Origin of the sequence: Runella sp., assembly GCF_965279615.1 — a bacterium.
Classification (GTDB): domain Bacteria; phylum Bacteroidota; class Bacteroidia; order Cytophagales; family Spirosomataceae; genus Runella.
In genome coordinates, this window is record NZ_OZ257252.1 from 6749049 (window position 1) to 6770138 (window position 21090).

General features: G+C 45.3%; 13 protein-coding genes. 8 read left to right on the forward strand and 5 right to left on the reverse strand.

Annotated features, from left to right (window positions below; all coding sequences use genetic code 11):
• Window positions 1-122: 122 nt before the first annotated feature.
• The 6 genes from ACQY73_RS28280 to ACQY73_RS28305 all read left to right on the forward strand — a co-directional run bounded on the left by ACQY73_RS28280 (window position 123) and on the right by ACQY73_RS28305 (window position 8863).
• On the forward strand, window positions 123-713 hold the full coding sequence (locus ACQY73_RS28280; RefSeq protein ID WP_428657535.1) for an RNA polymerase sigma factor: 591 nt from the start codon (window positions 123-125) through the stop codon (window positions 711-713).
• Between the two features lie 135 nt (window positions 714-848).
• Window positions 849-1934 carry a FecR family protein gene (locus ACQY73_RS28285; RefSeq protein WP_428657536.1) on the forward strand — a complete coding sequence of 362 codons (1086 nt, stop codon included), beginning with the start codon at window positions 849-851 and terminating at the stop codon, window positions 1932-1934.
• A 191-nt stretch (window positions 1935-2125) separates the two neighbouring features.
• Complete coding sequence (locus tag ACQY73_RS28290; RefSeq protein ID WP_428657537.1) at window positions 2126-5560, forward strand: TonB-dependent receptor; 3435 nt, start codon at window positions 2126-2128, stop codon at window positions 5558-5560.
• A gap of 12 nt (window positions 5561-5572) precedes the next feature.
• A complete protein-coding gene (locus ACQY73_RS28295) occupies window positions 5573-7414 on the forward strand; it encodes a RagB/SusD family nutrient uptake outer membrane protein (RefSeq protein ID WP_428657538.1) in 1842 nt (613 codons plus the stop codon).
• Between the two features lie 60 nt (window positions 7415-7474).
• Window positions 7475-7858, forward strand: a complete 384-nt coding sequence (locus tag ACQY73_RS28300; RefSeq protein WP_428657539.1) for a hypothetical protein — start codon at window positions 7475-7477, stop codon at window positions 7856-7858.
• 21 nt (window positions 7859-7879) lie between these two features.
• On the forward strand, window positions 7880-8863 hold the full coding sequence (locus tag ACQY73_RS28305) for a DUF4466 family protein (protein ID WP_428657540.1): 984 nt from the start codon (window positions 7880-7882) through the stop codon (window positions 8861-8863).
• A 223-nt stretch (window positions 8864-9086) separates the two neighbouring features.
• On the opposite strand, the gene ACQY73_RS28310 is transcribed toward ACQY73_RS28305, so the two are convergent.
• From ACQY73_RS28310 to ACQY73_RS28325, 4 genes are all read right to left on the reverse strand, one after another.
• Window positions 9087-11501 carry a hypothetical protein gene (locus ACQY73_RS28310; RefSeq protein ID WP_428657541.1) on the reverse strand — a complete coding sequence of 805 codons (2415 nt, stop codon included), beginning with the start codon at window positions 11499-11501 and terminating at the stop codon, window positions 9087-9089.
• Window positions 11502-11611: 110 nt separating this feature from the next.
• Window positions 11612-13285, reverse strand: coding sequence for a SusD/RagB family nutrient-binding outer membrane lipoprotein (locus ACQY73_RS28315; protein ID WP_428657542.1), 1674 nt, complete (start codon window positions 13283-13285; stop codon window positions 11612-11614).
• Between the two features lie 12 nt (window positions 13286-13297).
• Window positions 13298-16960: a SusC/RagA family TonB-linked outer membrane protein gene (locus tag ACQY73_RS28320; RefSeq protein ID WP_428657543.1), complete on the reverse strand. Its 3663-nt coding sequence runs from the start codon at window positions 16958-16960 to the stop codon at window positions 13298-13300.
• 33 nt (window positions 16961-16993) lie between these two features.
• Window positions 16994-17998, reverse strand: coding sequence for a FecR family protein (locus ACQY73_RS28325; protein ID WP_428657544.1), 1005 nt, complete (start codon window positions 17996-17998; stop codon window positions 16994-16996).
• A 163-nt stretch (window positions 17999-18161) separates the two neighbouring features.
• On the opposite strand from ACQY73_RS28325, the gene ACQY73_RS28330 reads away from it, so the two are divergent.
• On the forward strand, window positions 18162-18740 hold the full coding sequence (locus ACQY73_RS28330; RefSeq protein WP_428657545.1) for an RNA polymerase sigma factor: 579 nt from the start codon (window positions 18162-18164) through the stop codon (window positions 18738-18740).
• A gap of 158 nt (window positions 18741-18898) precedes the next feature.
• Here the strand turns inward: ACQY73_RS28330 and ACQY73_RS28335 are convergent, their stop codons facing one another.
• Window positions 18899-19618, reverse strand: a complete 720-nt coding sequence (locus ACQY73_RS28335) for a DUF554 domain-containing protein (protein WP_428657546.1) — start codon at window positions 19616-19618, stop codon at window positions 18899-18901.
• Between the two features lie 357 nt (window positions 19619-19975).
• Between ACQY73_RS28335 and ACQY73_RS28340 the strand changes: the two genes are divergently transcribed.
• Window positions 19976-21040 (forward strand): dipeptidase, encoded by a 1065-nt coding sequence (locus ACQY73_RS28340; RefSeq protein ID WP_428668552.1) that lies wholly within the window; start codon window positions 19976-19978, stop codon window positions 21038-21040.
• Window positions 21041-21090: the final 50 nt, after the last annotated feature.

Here is a 21090-nt window from a genome sequence, read left to right on the forward strand (position 1 = left end):
ATGGTGAACTTAATTAAACAAGGAGAGATATATTTTATGATAAATAGAAAAGATGAAACAAGGCCCGGAATGTATTATTTACTGAAAAGTGCTACTTTTATTAAGTCAAACCCCCGGCTAGTGTGATACAGGATTCACTTCATGATATAGCAATATGGAATGCCTTTCGGCTAGGGGATAAAAGTGCCTATGCCGAGATATATGAGCTATACTTCGATTCGTTGTATTCCTACGGAAAGAAATTTATGGTGGATCAAACACAGGTAGAGGATGTTATTCAGGATTTGTTTATCAGGCTGTGGCGTACCCGTGAAAGGCTCTCAGCAGTCGACAATATCAAGTTCTACCTCTTTCTCAGTCTTAGAAGAGATATTCGTCGTATTAATGAAAAGGAAAAGGCAGTTGATAAAATAGATTTTGAGTCTTTTTTGATCACAGACAACCATCCGGCTTATGAATACAGTACGGATGAGACCGATAAGGAATTAACCCATAAATTGGTCGCCATTCTTAAAAACCTCCCCAAACGTCAATTGGAAGCTATTACGCTTCGGTATTATGAAAATTTCAGCATTCCTGAAATTGCTTCCATCATGGATGTTTCCGAAAAAACAGTCCGAAATACATTGCACAATTCGCTCACCTTACTTCGTAAAAATTCAAACCTGCTTTACTCGTTTATTCAGCTGGTTCTGGTTTATCTCTGGCAATAACATAACACTTCACTCTGCCAAAAGATCATTTGTAAGTTTTTCAAAAAAAAATATAAAATTTCTTTGGGTCAAACTAAATAAATCCTCCTTTGTATATATATAATGCAATAAACATTGGGTATATTTATTTAGACTTTGAAAAATTACAACAATTATAAACCGGAAGATTTTCTTACTGATGAGCGCTTCCGAAAATGGATGCTGTCCGAGGGCCGGGAAGAGTCGTTGTTCTGGGAAGACTTTAAGGAACAATTTCCGGAAAAGATCAATGATCTTACCCTTGCCCGTAGTCTGTTCATGTCTTTGCACCGGCTTCAGGTTCAGGGCGATAAGAAGATAAAAGATAAAATCTGGACACAAGTGCAGGAAGCGGTTGATGACACCGATCCGGAAGCTGAATTCTACCGTGCGCCGTGGACTTTGTACCGGTGGTGGCTGGCAGCGGCAACGTTGCTCCTTGTTGGTGGATTAGTTTGGAGTGGTCGATCAACGTTTAATGACGTACCGTTAGAGTACGAAAAGCAGGTAAGTCGGGCTGAAATTTCCCTGAACGAAAAGGTGAATACTACGAAAACACAGCAAACGATTTTGTTGAAAGACGGTACTACTGTAAAGTTAAAGCCCGGAAGTAAATTAAGTTATTCTGACTTTTCTGCAAACAAAAGGATTGTTTACCTCAAAGGAGAGGGATATTTCGATGTTGCAAAAGACAGCACAAGGCCTTTCATGGTGTATGCCGGCCACATCATCGTGCGGGTAATTGGGACCAAATTTAACGTAGTGTCAACTACCGGAAAAGCTACAGGTAATGTCTCGGTCACTTCCGGAAAAGTGATGGTATACGCTACCGATAATTCGGAAGATCAAAAGGCAAATCAGGCGATCTACCTATATCCTAATCAAAAAGTTGTTTTCGACGCCACTACCAAAATCTTTGAAAAAGGCCTTGTGACACAACCTGCTCTGCTTACAGAAACCGAAAATCCAAAGGAGTTTTATTATAGCAATACCTCGGTAAACAACATTCTAAACGATCTCGAAACGGCCTATGGTGTCAGCATTCGCCGGAATACTGCCTTATTTGAATCCTGCAGGATCACTGCGCCATTGGGCGATCTGCCTTTATTTCGAAAACTTGATATTATATGCCAAACCATCGGCGCAACCTATGAGGTGTTCGGAACAGAAATCGTGATCTCCGGAGGAGGATGTAATCTCTAACTAACCAATCTATTAACCTAAAACCCCCTAAAAAAATATGATAAAAAGTTGACCCTACAAACAAACCATCGGAAGCGCATACTGCGCACGGCCTAAAATTCTCCCACAAAAATTGAGTTACGATACTTCAACAGAAAAAGAAAGCGGGAGATGCATGTTCTATTTCAGAACCCTTAAAAAAAGTGTAAAATATGAAAAAAATTTTCAACAACAGCCCTAAAATAATGCTGATAATGAAACTCTTATGTGTTTCTGTTATCAGCATTTGCGTGCTTGCAACACAGACCTTTGCAAGAGAAGGAGATGCTCCGGAGTTAATGAAACGTACGGTTACAATTCAATTTAGTAATAAAGAGATTGCAAAAGTACTGACTACCGTAGAGCATAAGGCGAATGTACGATTCACGTATTTGCCGGGCATATTCCCGCCCGAGACCAAAGTTTCTCTTAAATTTAAGAACGAACCGCTGGCAAACGTTCTTCAACAACTTTTGGCTCCATACGGCATTGGTTATCAAACAAATGGGGAGTTTATAATTCTTAAAAAACTTGACGCGGCACCAAAATCGTCAATGTTAGAGTTAAAAAGCAATGTTCAGAAGATAACGGATATAACCGTTACCGGTAAAGTTACTGACGAAAAAGGAGAGAGCCTGCCCGGGGTAAGCATTATCCTCAAAGGAACACAGCGCGGTACGGTCACCGATGCCAATGGTGCATTTAATTTTAATGTTCCGGACAAGTCAGCAATACTGGTTTTCAGTTATGTAGGGTATCTCCAGAAGGAAGTTGCGGTTGGTAATCAAACCGATATAGTCGTTCAATTGGGTGCCGACAACAAAGTATTGGAAGAAGTGGTTGTTGTAGGATACGGCACGCAGAAAAAGGTAAACCTGACCGGCGCGGTTTCGGCCATCAAAATTGATGACAAAATTACCGGACGTTCTCTTTCCAACGTTTCTTCCGGATTATCAGGGCTTGTTCCGGGCCTCGCCGTAACGCAAGGTACGGGGATGGCCGGACGCAACGGTGCCGCATTGATCATTCGTGGTTTGGGTACCGTAAACAACGCCAGTCCTTTGGTGGTCGTTGATGGAATGCCCGACGTAGATATCAACCGTATCAACATCAATGATATCGAAACGATCTCGGTGCTTAAAGATGCCACTTCTTCTTCCGTATACGGTTCCAGAGCGGCAAACGGGGTAATTCTGATCACCACCAAATCAGGTAAAGGACAGGAAAAAGCCAGCATCAATTTCTCAAGCAACTATGCGGTTCAGGTACCTACCAAGGCATTTGACTTTTTGGCGGATTATCCGCGTGCGCTGACGCTGCACCAGCAAGCGGCCGCCGTGAATACGCTTCGGTCAAACTCCACCTTCAAAGATGGTACCATTGACCAATGGCTTGCCATGGGTTTGATCGATCCGGTGGCCTATCCAAATACCGATTGGTGGGACATCATCATGCGGAACGGAGCCATTCAAAATCACAATTTGTCGGCATCCGGTGGCGGTGAGAAGTCAAATTTCTTCGTATCTATCGGGATGATGAACGAGAAAGGACTTCAGATCAACAATGATTTTAAACGCTACAACGCCCGCTTCAACTACGATTATAAGATCCGTAAAAATATAAATACGGGTATCAAATTCAACGGTAACTGGTCTAAGCTGACGTATGCGTTGGAAGATGGATTTACCGATGACGATCCGGCGAACACCGCAGGCTTTGATATGCAATATGCTATTTCGGGGATTCTTCCATTTGACCCGGTCACCGGCTATTATGGCGGTGTAATGGCGTATAATGAAGACCCTCAGGCGTATAACCCATACACGGTTTACCAGAATAACCTGAACCGCATGGACCGGCAGGAAGCAAACACCAGTTTGTACCTGGACTGGTCACCGATCCCGGGTTTGACGGCGAGGGTTGATTATGCCTTGAATTATTATAACCAATTCCGTTGGAACGCAAATACCCCGAACCAGTCGTACAACTTCCAGACCAAATCGTTCGGTAGCCGGGTGTTTGTGGGTGCAAACGCAGGGGTTGGTAACTTTACGGAAACCGGTTACAAAACGATGTTAAACGGACGGTTGAACTACACTAAAACAATCGCTAAGAATCATGAGTTGGGTGCGATGTTTGTTTACAGCGAGGAGTTCTGGTATGATCGCTCACAAAGTTCTTCAAGAAACGACCGCCTGTATCCTTCACTGCATGAAATTGATGCTGCCCTAACGGATATTCAGTCGACCGGTGGAAATTCCAGTACGGAAGGACTTAAGTCGTTCATTGGACGCGTTAATTATACCGCTTACGATAAATACCTGTTAGAACTTAACTTCCGTTCTGACGGTTCTTCGAAATTCCTTCCGGGCAACCAGTTTGGATTTTTCCCCTCCGCAGCCATCGGATGGCGCTTTACGGAAGAAGCCGCCATCAGTACTTTCACAAGCCGGTTCCTCAACAGCGGTAAACTTCGTTTATCTTACGGAAGCCTCGGTAACAACAGCGGTGTTGGGAGATACGAGCAACAATCTACATTGGGTGCCAGTAATTACATGATCGGCGGAAGCATTGTGAAAGGTTTTGTCAACCGAAAACTGGTTAACAAAAATCTCTCGTGGGAAAACACCAGCGTCTTTAACTTAGGGCTTGATCTGGCATTTCTTAACAATCGGTTAAGTGCTGAAATTGATTATTACAATCGCTTAACAACCGGTATGAACCGACCTTCTGATATGTCGCTTCTGCTTACCGGAGCTTACGATGCCCCTCGTAAAAACATCGGTAATCTTCGCAACAAAGGTATTGAGGGTAACCTTACCTGGAGAGACAGAAGAGGAGATATCAATTATGCCGTGAGTGTCAATGCGTCGTATAACCGCACCAAACTCGAAGAATGGAATGAGTTTCTGAGCAGAACATCACAAAACTCAGGAAATCAGGCTTTTATTGGTATGCCTTATGGGTTTTTATATACCTATCAGGACATTGGCATAGCCCAGACTTGGCAGGATGTATACAATGCAACGCCTCAGGGCGCTTCTCCGGGCGATATTCTTCGGAAAGACATTAACGGTGACGGCAGAATTGATGACAATGACAAAGTAGCCTATCCAAACATTCAACGCCTCAGACCTACGACCAACTTCTCGTTGAACGCGAATGTGGCGTGGAGAGGATTTGACCTTTCATTGTTGCTGCAAGGTGCCGCCGGAAGAAAAGATTTCTGGATCAATGCCTACAACAACACCAGTATCGGTGCGCAACGCTATGCTTTCAACGAGTTGCACATAACCAATCCCTGGTCGCCGGAGAATCGTACCGGAGGCTGGCCCCGATTGAACGGAAGTGGCGGCAACCGGGAAGAAACTACTTACTGGCTGGACAACCTGAATTATCTGCGCGTAAAAAACCTTCAGGTAGGTTATACACTGCCGCCATCGCTGCTTAGAAAAATCGGTTTGAGTAGTTTCCGTTTCTACCTCTCAACTGAAAACCTGAAAACCTTCACGAAATACCGTGGTTTGGATCCTGAAATGCAGGGCAATAAAAGCGATGCATATCCTTTGACCAAATCTTATTCAGCCGGTGTCAATATTGGTATTTAAAACTTTATGAAGATGAAAAAAATGATCTCAAAAATAGCTACTGTGTCGGCGCTTGCGGTTGTAATGACAATTGCAAGCTCATGTACCACAGATTTGCTTGAACTGGAGCCGACCACAGAATTGGGCGCAAATGTTTTCTGGAAAACAGAAGACGACGCTACGTTCGCTTTGCAGGGTGCCTATTCCTCCATTCGCCCCGTATTTGACCGTGATTATTACATGGACGGCCATGGTGAATACGTCCGGACAAGAGGAACAAGTGCTACCAGCGGAAACTTACGCTTGGGAGATGCTTATCAGGATGGCAACTTCAATCCATCAGGTTATGGCGGTGCCTTCGTTAAAATGTGGCGCTATCTGTACGGCGGTGTTAACCGCGCCAACTACGTGATCGAAAACGTAAATAAAATGCTCCTCACTGCGAGTCCGGCTTCTAAACCTAAACTGGAAACCATTGTAGGCGAAGCGAAACTTCTGCGCGGAATGGTCTATTTCAGACTTATCTCTATGTGGGGAGATGTGCCTTACATCAGCAAGGTCATTAACGATAATTCGGAAGTTTCTACGTTATCACGGTTGCCGATTGCGCAGGTGAAGGATTCTATCATGGCTGATTTTACATATGCGTTCGAAAAACTTCCCGTGAAAGCTTCCGCAACCGGCCGTGCGGGCAAACCGGCTGCTTTGGCATTTCGTGGTAAATTACAACTTTACTGGGCCAGTTGGAATAAATTCGGGTGGCCGGAGTTGGATACGTTCAAGCCGGATCCAAATGCTGCCATTACTGCCTATAATGCGGCGGCTGATGATTTCAAGGCTGTAATAAACAATTACGGATTGACTCTTTTCCGTAACGGCGATCCCGGAGAAATTGATTCTTTAGGAAAAGCAGATAAACTGCCTAACTATTATTACCTGTTTACGCCTATTGCCAATAATGACCCGGAAATAATCATGGGCTTTACCCATGGAGGAACAGGTACCGGTCAGGGAGAAGAACTGATGCGCGATGTGGCCGGGCGCTCTCACGAAGGCTCGCAGTGCTGGGTATCACCACGATACGAAATTGCCGACCGATACCAGTCTACGATCACCGGAGATTTTGCGCCTAAATTGATTCCGATCAATGCGGCCAATGCCGGAGCCAGAACAACGTTGAACTCTGCCGTAAACCCCAACAGTTACAAAAACCGGGACTTCAGAATGAAATCTTCCATCATGTGGGATTATGAGGTGAGTGTGGGTATGACCTCTCTGAAATCGACGGGATGGTGTCCTTTTATTTACAAGACCTGGAACGTACCCGTGGTCATTGACGGTGTATCTTATATAACCTATAATACAGACGGCAGTAATTCCGGATACGTGTTCCGTAAATTTCTGAGAAACTATGCCGGACAGGGAAGAAGCGACGGAGATTATAATTATCCCGTTATGCGCCTTGCAGATGTATTTTTAATGTATGCTGAAGCCACAAATTTTGCAAAAGGACCGCAGGCAGATGCTATTGCTCTTGTTAATCGGGTTCGCCGTCGCGGTAATCTTCCGCCGTTGAAGGCCGACAAAACAGCCAATGCCACTGCCTTTTTTGCAGCTATTGAGCAGGAACGGATTGTTGAACTCTTGGCAGAAGGACAACGCGGATTTGATCTTCGTCGCTGGAGAGCGTTGGAAAGAGTATGGGGACCTCCTCAGGGCTTAGGTGTATGGACCATTGATACCCACGGGGCGAATATCAGCCAATACTTTCAGAATGCTTCGGAGTTGGCTTATCAGCAGGCATACATTTTCCGAATTCCGACGGCTGAGCGTGATCGTAACCCGAACCTGAGCCAAAATAAACCTTGGTTATAATTCAAACCTTGGATTTTAAAACCAATAATAAGAAATACAATGGTAAGATATATCAAAATAATGAGCACTATCCTTCTTACAGTGGCATTGGTAGCCTGTAAGGAAGACTTCCCCATTGACGAAGACGGGCTGATCATCACGACCAGAACACAATGCTATGTGAGTAGTTTTGAAATGCTTGGTTCTGATTTTCAAACGGTAAGAACCAAAGCCGCGGTGATAGATACTGTAGCCCAAACAGTAAACGTGGAGCTGTTCTACGGTACAGACCTTAAAAACCTGTATCCTCAGTTCTCTCTCGTAACGGATGCGAAACTTGACCCGAAAATTACCGGCAGAGTGGATTTTTCAGATTTGGCAAATCCGAAAAAATTTACGGTCGTGTCAGGGAATCGTAAGATCAGGAAAGAATACACAGTAAATGTGACTGTTCAGAAACCGTAATCCTTTAATTCAATGAATATCATGAAACATAAATTATTGTCTTGCCTTACGCTTCTATTGCCGGTGCTTTTGTTTTCAGCATGTGAAGATGAGAAATACGCAATCCCTACTTTGCCGCAAGAACTTCGGAACGACGTCATAAAAAGGACGCTCGGCCCTAACTTGGTTGGTTTAAATATTGAGTTTGCGTATGGTATTGCCATTCCAAAATCATTGGGCAAACTTGTGTCGGCCGAGGTGGAGGCTTCCATTGGTGGCGCTGAAGCGACCTATCTGGATAATAAATCCTATTCTACCAACGGCAGTGGTCAGGACGTAGGGGTTGAAGTGGGAAGCAAATCCGTCAACAGCGGAAATAAAACCACCGTAACTTTTACCAAAGATACAATCGCTGCTACACTGCGGTATTTTTATCGGATTCCGGCCGCAGCAAAAGGTAAGGAAGTGAGTTTTAAATTTTCGGCCACTGCCAGCAACGGCCAAACGGTATCCTACATGATGGGGCCTTATAAAATCGCTGAGATGGACATGGTGCTTGACCTTGCAGTGAAGGATAACGATGCAGCCTATATTTCCATAGAGGATATGGCTGTGTACGGGCCCACTGCCGCCGCTGCCAATGCCGCTAAAATTGACTTGGTGTATCTGTACCGTGTTATTCCGAACACAACGTTCCTTCATGCGCTGGTGGCTCCTTCTGCAAAGACCTACCTTCCCGGCGTAACGCTCCCCGCAGGAGTTAACCGAAGTGCGAAACTCAATAAGGTTTGGGCTTTGCGGGATTTTCATCTGGCACGATTGCAGTACGGTATTTACATCGACGATGTTGATTTTCAACAACTTGATCTAACTGGGTTTCCCGATTATGCCATCAATTTGAAAGCGGAATCCGGCGTATGGGTTGAAACTGCCGACGGTAAATACAGAGCCTATATATACATAAATTCGATTGATAATACCGGAAAGAGCGCTAAAATCAGTATCAAACGCTACACGATGAAGTAATGGGTACTATAGCCGGTTATGATTCAAAGAAAACAATAATCGGCTTGACTCATAAATAGAAAAGCCCCTTTTTAGGGGCTTTTCTTGTAACCGGTATAGGATAACGTTGAGTAAATTTCTGGGTACAATTGCTCTGCCGGGAAGTTTGACCCCATCCGGGGTCACATATTTGTAGAATTGGATCATTAGCTATATACATGTGACCCCGGATGGGGTCAAACAGCTATTTCACACAGATCAGTGATATTTCGGAAACTTGCAGCCCCCGTTCACCTTCCTTACAATTCCACTGAAACACTACTTCACCGTTTTTAATGGCATTGGCCGGTATTTCAAATTCATATTCCGGTTGTTGGCCGGTTTTGATGTAATCGTGGATCAAAATTCCTTCTACCGTCATCATTCGAATGTTCGACTTGAACCTGCCACTGTAGACAACCCTGACCTTGTATTTTGTTCCCGGCTCCAGTTGATCATACTTGATTTGCAAAGGAGTTTCGTATAAAACTTCGATCTGGCTGTTCCAAGCCTTAGGCACCAGCGGCACCGGTGTACTTACACCGGGAAACTCTCCGTAATATTCTTTTCCGGGAAGATTCATTCCGTAGCCAATGCGCGGCGATCGAAGACTGCCCGGATCTTTTGTCCAAGAGAATTTACTCACAATCCTTGCACGACTTACGGGATCTGAAAAGTGATCATAGATTCCGCCTTTACCCGCGTAGCCTCTGCTGAGCAACTTAGTTAAAGCCTGCTTTCCCTGAACGTCATCCATCTTTTCGATTTTTTTGAGTTCATTCAACAACCAAGGGGCATCATTGACCGGATAGTCCAGATTATCAATAAAATTGCCGCGTCCCGGCATAGCTCCATGCTTAGCCACGGTCAATTGTGCACCGATGCTCCGAAACAAAGAATCCGCCAAGGCGAGGCATTTATCTTTCAAATGATTGGCAATTGGTTCCTTCCAAGCCTTGCTTAACACTTCCATTGCTTTCTGTACTTTCTTTTTCGGAGTTGCTTCTGTATCGTTCAGGATTTCATACGCCTGTCTTTCCAGTTGGGTTTCATAAATACTTCTTTCCCTGATATACGCATCAAAATACGCCCGGATCAGTCCCATCTGAAAACGTGGGTTAGCTAAAAGAGTCGGTGAAGCCGATTGTTCCAGTTTTTGCCACCTGAGCAAGGTTCGATCAATTTGTGTGGCCGCAATCGCCGGACCTTTTATATTATTCTCAAGCTCGGCCAACCCCAGCGCACCATCCACTGCCGCATCCGCACCAAAAAACAAGCGGCTGTAATCTTTCAGGGTTTCCCAAACATTTGTTTTAGGATCCCAATCCTGATCGCTCCAGATAAATTTATTCACGTCGTCGTTTGTCCCTTCCGAATAACTTATACTGCCGATGCAATAAGGGGCTACCGCATTGTGGAAAAGCTTTTGGTCTTTCGGCCGAGGGTTGACGGCCTCTCTTCCGAGGGTAACAGCCCAAGTCGGATCCCAGTCCGTTTCAGGATATTGACTCGCAATGGAGTGCGTAATATCAGGGTAGTTTCGGATGGGAATAGAGGGTTTTACAATTTTTCGGATCTCCTCAATAGGCACTTTTACCCAAGGCCCGAAAACAATTCCACCCAACCAAGGATAACCTTTGTTTACATGGCGGAAAAAAGCATCGAACCACGCATTTTCAGGCTTGAAGGATTGCGGAGAAACCCAGAGCTTGGCTTTGGGGTGATATTTTTTTAAAACCACCGCCATCTTTCCCAGCCATTCAAAGAGTTCATCCGGCTCCAAGTCGCCCGGATCACCTCCCGGAATAAAAACGGCATCTATTTTAGGGACGGTTTTAAACACCTGCTCCCGGACGAGCAATTCTCTTTTTATTTTATCCGGATTGGAAAAGTCTTTTCCGATATTGGGGTACCACATCCACGCATCCAATCCGTAACGTTGACAGATACGCGACTGCTCCCTGACCATGTCCATCGTCGGCATTTTCATGTGACGGCTAATGGAATCGTCGTCTGTACCGGAGGGCATTATTTCGATGCTGTTGGCCCCAAACAGTGCTAACTCCCTGATATATTGATCGAATTGAGCTACTGTAAAGGCATCGTAAGAATTGGTCTTCGGCCGATAACCGAGTTGATGGCCCCTTATTGGGTATTTGGGACTTGTAGAAATACGAAAATCTGCCGGAAAACGAATTTGTCCCTTGGTTATTTCGGCTTTTCTGAGCAATCGGCCTACCCCGTAAAATAGCCCTCTCACATCTTTTCCAACAATGATTACGGCATTCTTTTCGGCTATCGAAACCAACCGAAACCCTTCCTGTGAAGGTTGTGGTAAACGAAGGACGGCGGCTTTAAACTCTGCCGGTAATTCACCCATGTTTTTGTCCAACACCAAATAAATAGCCGCGCCTGATGCTTTCTCAAGATTCGAAGAAACTTGGGGCAAAATCCCGGAGCGTTTGACTATTTCTTCCTGCAAAACAGTGACGGTTTCTTTAAACTCATTGGCATCGGCCTGTCGGCGATAAATGCCGGCATGAGCGAGATCCACCCATGCCGTAGCAAAACAACTATTGGAAACTATACAAAAAAAAAGTGCCTTTAAAATAATCTTCATTGCTCTTTAAATTAGTAGAGACGCCGCATCGGCGGACCGAAGATGTTGCGTCTCTACAGTATATACTGGACTTTCCAAGTTCTGACTATCGAAACTTGGAAAGTCTATTCTTAATTCCAAGGTTTACCTGTGCCTTGTATTAACCACATTTTGGCGTAAGGGTGATCTTTACTTTGGCCCGTCGGGATAAAATTGGTACTTGTCAATCGCTCGACGGCTGAATTGTAATTGGTTAGGTACGATGGGTCCTGATTAGGAACGGGGTACATAAAACGGATAGGCAATGCTTTGCCGTACTGCGCCACTTCTCCCGCTTTCAAGGCAGGGAATCCGGTGCGTCTCCAGTCGAACCATGATTGAATACTGAACCACGACGAAAGCCATTTTTGCTCCATGATACGCTCCAATTTGTTGGTCGCAGAAGCATAACTTACCGTTGGCTGTGCATAGTATTTGTCAAAATCATACGTTACAGTAAATACTCCGGCCTTGTCCATTGATCCCCTGATCGCTTTTTTGTAATGTCCTTCGGCATCGGTGGCACCAAAATTACCGGCCAAAGCGGCTTCCGCCAAGATAAACTCTACCTCATTGTAGGTAATAAAGTTCATTGGAACATAGGTATCGGTATTCTTACGGTACCTTTCGTGAAGAAAGGAAATGTAGGGGCTGCGTTCGTTGTTATATGCCGTTGCGTCGTTTCCTTTATTATAGGTAACCGCCTGAGTAATAGGCAACCCGATAGGCAAGCCAACATAGAGCGAAGTATCCAGATTGGTTGCCGTAGTGGGGACATATACCACCGAATAACTTTCGCCATAAATATTCTTTACCGTAACGGTCGTTTCTTTGGTCACTTTGGTATCCCATTTACGCAACACAGGCTGAATCCAACGCTGAAGACGAGGGTCATTTAAAGCGATCAATTTGTCCACAAAGGGTTTGCCGGGTTTGAGCAAATAGTTTGGATTAGAGGCATTAAGTGGACCGCCCGGAGCGGAATTGTCGGCATTAATGCCCGGAAACGCCATGGAAGCATCGTCGCCGATGGCGGTAAATGCATCTGCCGCAGCTTCGGTAAATTCGGTTTGAATATTGACTCCCAAAGTACTCATCTCTGAACGTTTGTCGGCCAAACGCAGTGCATAGCGCAAACGAAGGGAGTTGGCAAATTTTCTCCATTTGGCTCCGTCTCCTTTGTATAAAATATCTGAGGTGGCGCTTACAGCATCTTTGGTTTCCAAACTGTTCAGCAACGTCACCGCCTGCTTCAGATCGGTCATGATTCCTTTGTATACGGTGGCTTGTTCATCGTATTTCGGAAAAAATGTTCCGGATGAAGCTTTGAGGGCATCCGAATAAGGAACGTCTCCGTACAGATCGGTCAACAACCCCCAGATCAACGACTTCATGGTAAGGGAAATGGCCTGAAAAAAGCGGTTGTTGTCTCTTATTCCTTTGTCATAGATCAACTGATTGTTGCGAAGGATGTCGTAGTAGCCGTCCCACGCTTCCTGCGTCCAGGCATATTGGTTGATTACCGCCGCACCTTCGTTGGTACCGGCCTGCATGTACTGCATCGCCGCTCCGATCTTAGACCCGTCTCTCCCCAAACTAAAGAAGGTTTTACCGGTATTGGAAAGCACGTACGTCATGATATAGTTGGAAGAAACATCTTCCGGACTGTTGGGGTTCTTGTCAATTTCGGTCAGATCTTGGCAGGAAAAGAGTAAACAGCCCAAGGTTAAGGCAAGTATCCAATTTTTATTTTGTATGAATTTCATGATTACTCAATTTTAAAAGTCAACATTCAATTTGAAACCTATAGAACCGGTCATTGGCATCACGTTGTAATATTCAACTCCCTGCGACCAACTGGTTCCGGTAGGGCGAAACGCTCTTTCAGGATCTAAACCTTTGATTCCGTGGCGCGTCCAAGTGTACAAATTGTTTCCAACCACTGACAGGGAAGCGTTCTGTACTCCGAAACGGTTGATAAAGCTTTTGGGAAGGAAATAGGTGATGGAGATTTCCCGTAACTTAACGTAGGTAGCGCTATATAGGTTGCGGTCGGGGAATGGTCGGTTCGCGTACCGATAAGCGCTGAATGGGTCGATCCACTTGCTTCCGGCTCCGCCCAGGTTTTCTGTATAAACGGTATTACCGGCAGCATCTTTGGTAGCAAGTACGCCCGGGTTTAGGCTGGCATCTTTTAGGCGTTTAGCGGCTTCTGCGCTTCCTTCCGGCCAGGCAAAACCACCGTAAGCGGCATTTCTTCCGCCGACCCAATCACCCAAATACATATCCGGATTCGCTTTGATCTGCTCGGCAAGGCTTCGTGAAGGATCATAAGGTACACCGGATAACGTCTCATCCAACATCCCGTTATTGCCAAGGAACATCATAGTATTGGAATAAAACTGTCCACCCTGGCGCCAGTCGATATTGGCAAACAGGCTAAGATTCTTGTATCGGATCGTGGGTTGTATACCCATCAGGAAGGCATGATTGAAATTACCGATCTTCACCAGATTGTTCGGGTCATTATCGGTTTGGTAAAGACCGCCGCTGGTCACGATGGGGTAGTTGTAATAAGGCGACGCTTTGTCTTTGACTCTCAACATGGGAGCCATGTAAATATCACCGATCTGGCCTCCTTCGTAAGTACGCACTTCGGCACCGCTGTAGGATGTAAATGAGAAATATTTGATTCCTTCGGCAAGCCTACGAATGTAGGTGCGGTTGCGCGTCAGCGTAAAGTTCATGTCCCACGAAAAATCCTTCGTTTTTATCGGCGTAGTAGTTATGCCAAGTTCAAAACCCTGACTTTCAACCAAACCGGCGTTGATTTGCTTGTTGCTCGCTCCTGATTCGATAGGAGTTGTAATGGAAAGCACTTGGTTTTTATTGCCTCGCTTATAATACGTAGCTTCCAATCCGAGTCTGTTCTTAAAGAACTTGAAATCAGCGCCAATTTCGTAAGAGGTTGATATTTCGGGTTTTAAATCAGGATTTCGGAGAATTCCGGCCATGTACATGCGTTTGGCAGAGCCCCAATCCAACGCAGTGCTGTAGGTTTGTGAGCGGCTGTAGGGGTCTACATCGTTACCCACCTGTGCGAAACCGGCCCGCACTTTCGCGTAATCAACCCAAGAAGGCATTTTTACCATTTCAGACACAAGTACACTCAACGACGCTGACGGATAGAAATAAGAGTTGTTGCCTTTTTTCAGCGTGCTGGTCCAGTCGTTCCGAGCGGTCAGATCAAGATAGATCATATCCTTGTATCCGATGGACGCCGAGCCGTAAACCCCATAAAGCAATTTTTGCGACAAAGCACTGAGCGGATTGAAGGTTCCGGGAGCGCCGTTGGCGATGGTGTACAGTCCGGGAATCACCAACTCGGTCGTTGCATTATAGAATGACCGGTAATATTGTTGCAAACGGTTCGCCCCTACCATGGCATTGAGGCTCCAATCGGTATTGAAACTCTTTTTATAATTGAGCATCAAGTCGAAATTCTGCTCCTTCCGATAGTCATTGGAGATCGTATAGCCACCTTTTAACGCTTCATAATTGCTGTACGCTTTCTTCGACTCAAATATTTCACTGTAGGAATCCCGGGCATATTTTCCGGTCAACGTCAGTTCCTTGGTGAAATCATAATCCATCTGAATTTTGGCAACAGTACGGTCTCTGGTAAAACCCGTCAGGTTTTCATAGACCAAAAAGAACGGGTTATTTTGTTTGTCTTTGTACTTGCGTTGGGCAATTCCTTCCTGTCCCGGCAACCAGTAATCCCGCAAATCATTGATATTCACCTGAGAGCCGATCTCATAGACACTTCTAACAGGATCATTCCGGCTGGCATCGATCAATGGGCGATTGTTTGAGCCGGATTGCGTTATATTCAAACTGACGGAAGTGCGAAACTTGTCCGTAATATTATAGGCAGAATTCAACGCGATGGTGAAACGGGAGAGGTCGGTATTGGGGATAATTCCACTATTGGTCATATTTCCTGCCGACAAACGGAAGTTGCCTTTTTCATAGTTCCCACTTACCGACACGTTATTGGTATTGGTGACGCCGGTCTGAAAGAAATCTTTAAAGCGATTTGGGTATGAGACCAATGGCGCTTTTTGTCCATTGCTATTCCACAAAACCCAGTTTTCGCCGGCATCCAATGCAGCTCCCCAGCTCTCATTTTCCGCTTCTTCCAATACGTGCGCCCCTGTTTTTCCCGAGCCGAATTTATTCTGAACCTGAACATATTCCAATGGCTTATCCATTACCACCGACGTATTCAACGAAACACCAATGCCTTTTTTTCCACCTGCCCCTGATTTGGTGGTGATCAAAACAACGCCGCTACCCGCCCGAGAGCCGTACAATGCGGCGGCACTCGGCCCCTTCAAAATGGAGATATTGGCAATGTCGTTGGGGTTGATGTCAGAAATCGGATTTCCCATGTCTGCACCCGCAAAAGAGTTGGTCATCTTATTAGCCACCGGCACACCGTCAATGACGAACAAGGGCTGATTTTCGCTGTTGAGTGAGTTAGCACCGCGAATAACCATACTCACCGAAGAGCCTACCGTTCCTCCCATTTGCGAGATCTGAACACCGGCTACTTTACCGGCCAGCGTATTCAGCACGTTGTTTTGGGGTGTTTGCGTAAGTGCCGTTCCTTCTACGTTGCCGACAGAATAACCCAACGAGCGTTTTTCCCGCTTGATACCCAAGGCGGTAACTACTGCTTCGTTCAGCATAATGGCACTTTCCTCCAGTTCGACCTGAATGGATGTTCTGTCACCCAATTGAATTTCTTTGGTCTGATAACCGATAAACGAGAACACCAACACTGTGGCTGACGTTGGCACATCAATGCTGAATGATCCGTCATTTTTTGAAATGGTACCTGTTTGAGTTCCTTTAATGATCACGTTGACGCCGGGCAAAGCACTTCCGTCGACCTTTGAGGTGATCTTTCCCGAAATCGGCTTTGCCAAATTTTGCGGCGTGCTTAGCGTTTGCACTTCAGAGATTCGGGTTATGGGTGCAGGAGCCGTCGTCGGCAAGGGTTCCTGTACAAGACCGGTCCGCTTCATGATGGGGGTCAATAAATACAGATTCTTATCAAGTTTTTCGTATTGCAGATCAAGAGAAGATGAAATGAACTCCAATTCTTTTTCCAACGAGCCGAATTTTTGCAAACCATAATCAATGCTTTTATTCTCAATGGTTCGTCGGTCATAAGAAAAGGAGACCTTGTACCGGCTCTGAAGGTCCTGTAAAGCGCTTTTAAGGGATTTGGTTGTGCCGGACAGCTGATGCCGTTTTTGAAACCCGGTTGCCGCACGTGAAGCAAACAATTGCCCCGACGCCTGATAAGCAAAGCAGCAAAACAGCAGGCATATTACCTGATACCGTGATTTCTGGATGCAGAGTTTTTTCATATAAATTAAGGTTTGGTATTCAAAAAGTGTTCATCAATTATTGTCAGTTTTTCTAAAGCGCAGTCCATCCTCAACGCGGATTATCTGACCCGGATACGCTTTTTCCAGCGCCTGAATAAGTACTGTCGGGTCATCAGAGGGAAATGCTCCGTTGAATTCACCGAGTTCACTGCCCTGTTCTACTTCTATTTTCAGCCCAAAGCGCTCCTCAAGCACTTTTTGAATTTCCGACAATCCGGCATTTTCGAAAATAACTTTACCCGACTGCCAAGCAGAGTAGTTGCGAACGTTTATTTCCGTTTTTACCGGATCTCCCGAAGAGGGCGAATATTCCACTAATTCACCGGGCTTCATTACCAGTTTTTGAGAGCGTGCAGTATTTAGTGACAACTCTACTTTGCCGGATTCGAGCGCTACCGCCGTTTTACCGGATGAATTCCGGACATTGAAGCGTGTTCCCAAAACCGCCACCGTGACATCACCCGAATGCACCACAAACCCTCGGTTATTCGGCAGATGGCTCACGTCGAAAAATGCTTCGCCTTTGAGCCACACTTCCCGGTTGCCGGTTTCTTCTTTCTCCATGCCGGCCACTTTGAGTTCTGAGCCTTTGTTGAGTTTGACGGTTGTTCCGTCGGCCAACTTCAGTTCCTGCATTTGGTCCGCAGCTACATACACATTATTGCCCGGTGCTTGGCGCACCTGCCAAACAATCCCCACCGCGACCAAAAGACACGCAGCTACCGGCAACAGCCACCGTACAATGATCCTCTGAAATGAGGACTTCAAAGGCAGTACTTCTTCCCGATTTCTCACTTCAGCCATCAGTCGATTGGCTGCATCGTCTACTTGGTGCTCATCCATTGTCAGCTCTTCTTCGCTCTGCATTAATTGCAGTAAGTAAATGGCTTCTTCAACGTTGGCTTTCAAATTGGGCTCTTCACTGATTAGGCGCTCCCATTTATTCATCGAGACTTCATCGGTCCTGAAATACCAGGCCAGAAAAGTTTCGTCAGTAAGCAATTGTTCCGGCTTCATAGCAAGTTTTTGATCCTTTCGTAGACAAGTGCACCAAACCGTCACGGGATAATCATTTTTTTTCTTCTTTTTTTTTTATTAATTAAAATTTCACTTTGTATAGACTTTGAATAGTCTAATTTTGCTTTGCTTTTGTATAATGGTAGAGATAATTTTCGGTTAGATGGATGAAGCTCAATTGTGGAAGGGTTTTCTAAATGCCGATCAAAAAGCGTTCGAAGCTCTTTTTAGGAAGTACTATAAGCTGTTATATCTGTACGGGTACAAAATTGTCCGTAACAGGCAGCTTTTGGACGACTGTATTCAGGATCTTTTTTTGGATCTCTGGACTAACAAAGAGCGTCTGGGTGAAGTTACTTCGGTTAAAGGCTATCTGTTCAAAGCCCTTAAATTCAAGCTAACCCGAGAAGTAAGAAAAGAAAATCGTTTTGGTGAAATAGAAGAGGAGCCTAACGAATGGTTTGAAGTAAGCCATGAAAGCTGGTTGATAGAGCAACAAACGGATTCAGAACAGAAAGAGCGATTGACTCACTTTATGGGACAGCTTACCGGAAGACAACAGGAAGCCATCTATCTCCGGTTTTATGCTCAACTGAGTTACGATGAAATTGCAGAAATTATGAAACTGACTTACCAGGCGGTGGTCAATCTGGTATATAAGTCGGTCAAATTTCTTCGGGAACACTTGGTGCCATTGCTGGTGCTTTTGGCGCCGATAACTTTGGGGGCGTGCTTTGCCTAACGACCTACATCAATGCCGGGATTCCAATTGCCTTCTTTTAAAATTATTCCTATAGTTTGATCGTACATTTCAGTCCTTTTATAAAAGAGGGAGTAGGGTTGCTTTACGCTATAAACGGAACGGGATAGGAGTGGAGCCCGGAAGTTGGTGAATTAGTATCAAAGAAAAATGATCCGCCAATAGTGGGATATCGTCATTACAATCAATAAGGCAGGTAACATATTAGCAATGGGGAATACTTTTATATTGGTAATTCTCAAACCCGTTGCCAACATGATCACGCCGCCGCAGGCAGAAAAGTCTGCTGTTAATTCAGGAGTTGTATAGGGCATAATGACCCCTCCCAAAAAGTATAGGCTGATAAGGATTATAAACTGAGGTATAACCGTTGTGGCAACCATGATACCTAAAGAAGTGGCAAAAATGATCGCGGTAAAAAAATCAAGAAAAGCCTTTGAGATCAAAATGGAGTTGTTGTGCGTGATGCCTTCATTCATCGCTCCGAAAATCCCGGTACCACTGGCACTGAACAAAACGAGTACACTTACGAAACCCGTAAGAAAATTTTTGTCGTTTTTTTGGCTTAATTTGGCAGGAAAAAGGGGGGATACCTGATTGTTTACGTTTAGGGCAATGCGTTCAATCCCCTGTTCAATTTTTAAAAGTTCACCAATTGTACTGCCGATCAATAAAGACAAAACGACGGGTGGAAGAAGATTTACTTTGGCAATCATTACGACTCCCATCGCCATAGATACCGCACCAAACGTAAGCGGGAGCATTGTTTTTAAACGTTCAGGAATTTTTGTGCTGAAAGTTGCCCCCAAAATTGCTCCTGTAAAGGTCGCTACGGAATCAATGACCGGTCCTATTATCATATAAAATGCTGATCTTTCATCGCATCACTTTTGGAATGCCGTAATGTAGTGCCATAAAGTGACATATTGTTTTATAAATGTAATTTCTTTCAGGGGATTATAAAAATAAAACAATCCGATTTCCTTTATGGTCATGAGCAAAGCATTTTTTACTTGACGACTTCCTTAAGTAAAGATTTAATGGATGAGTGAAACATAGCATTGCATCTACGCGTAAGTAAATGGCAATGATCGCCTGCTAAATTTCCCCTTAATTGTAAATTCATGATTCAATCTCAAACAAAATACTCCCGTCGTGAACTCCTTACCGCCGTTGCCGGTGCAGCAATAATGCTGAACCCAATGGCGGCGTGGGCTATGGATGACGAAATTGACCCAAAGGTAGCCAAGATCGTAGCCGACACAATCGGCATCGACACGCATAATCATATCGATGTTCCCATTATCGCCGCAGAAGTTCCGGGTCCGAACATTGATTTAATTGGCGAGATGAAAAAGTCGGGCTTATCGGCCATCTGTATGACCTTTGCCGTTGACTATCAACCACTACGCAATCCCGGAGACGCCTACGAACGGTTCATTAACGGGTTGGCTGCCATGGATCAACAGTTGATTAATAACGGCATGAAGCGTTCATTGGATCTGAAAGACCTCAAAGCAGCCCATAAGAAGCATCAGCCGACTGTTATCCAATCGGTGGAGGGCGGTCACTTTCTGGAAGGGCGGTTGGAGCGACTCACGGAGGCCTACAAGCGAGGCTTGCGACACCTCGGGCTGCTACACGATAATGATGCATCTGTGCCGTTGGGCGATATTTATACGAAACCTCCACAATGGGGCGGAATGACCGCTTTTGGGACGGAGGTCATTAAGGAATGTAATAGACTGGGTATTCTCATCGACCTGACGCACGCCAACGCAGAGACGGTGGCCGCTGCGCTCAAGACATCCACTAAGCCGATGGTTTTCTCGCATACCGGTCTGGATTCTCGCACGGGTCAGAATCCGGCCATGGCTCGCATCATGCGACCAAGGCTCATCAGTAATGAGCAAGCTAAAGTTGTCGCCGACGCAGGGGGGATCATTGGCGTGTGGAGGCACTTATCTGATACATCGTTGGAATATGCCCAAAATATTCGGGCCTTGGTCGATATTATTGGCATTGATCATGTCTGTATTGGCACAGATACCAAGTTGACCCCGGCTTACAGAGGTGCTCCTAAACCCGGTGAATCCGCTCCCCAATCCGGCGGCAGAATCGGCGAGCGCACCAACCAAGCTTGGCAGGATCAGAAGTTGGGCTTTTATTATACCGTTGTGGACGCAATGTTAAAGACCGGCTTTACGGCGGATGAGATCAGTAAGATAGGCGGTGGCAACTTCTGTCGCGTGTTTGATGCGGCTACAACAGGTCACCATTAAAGTAAAGTTCAAAGGACGTAATGACCCCCACCTGATAAATAGATGGTGTA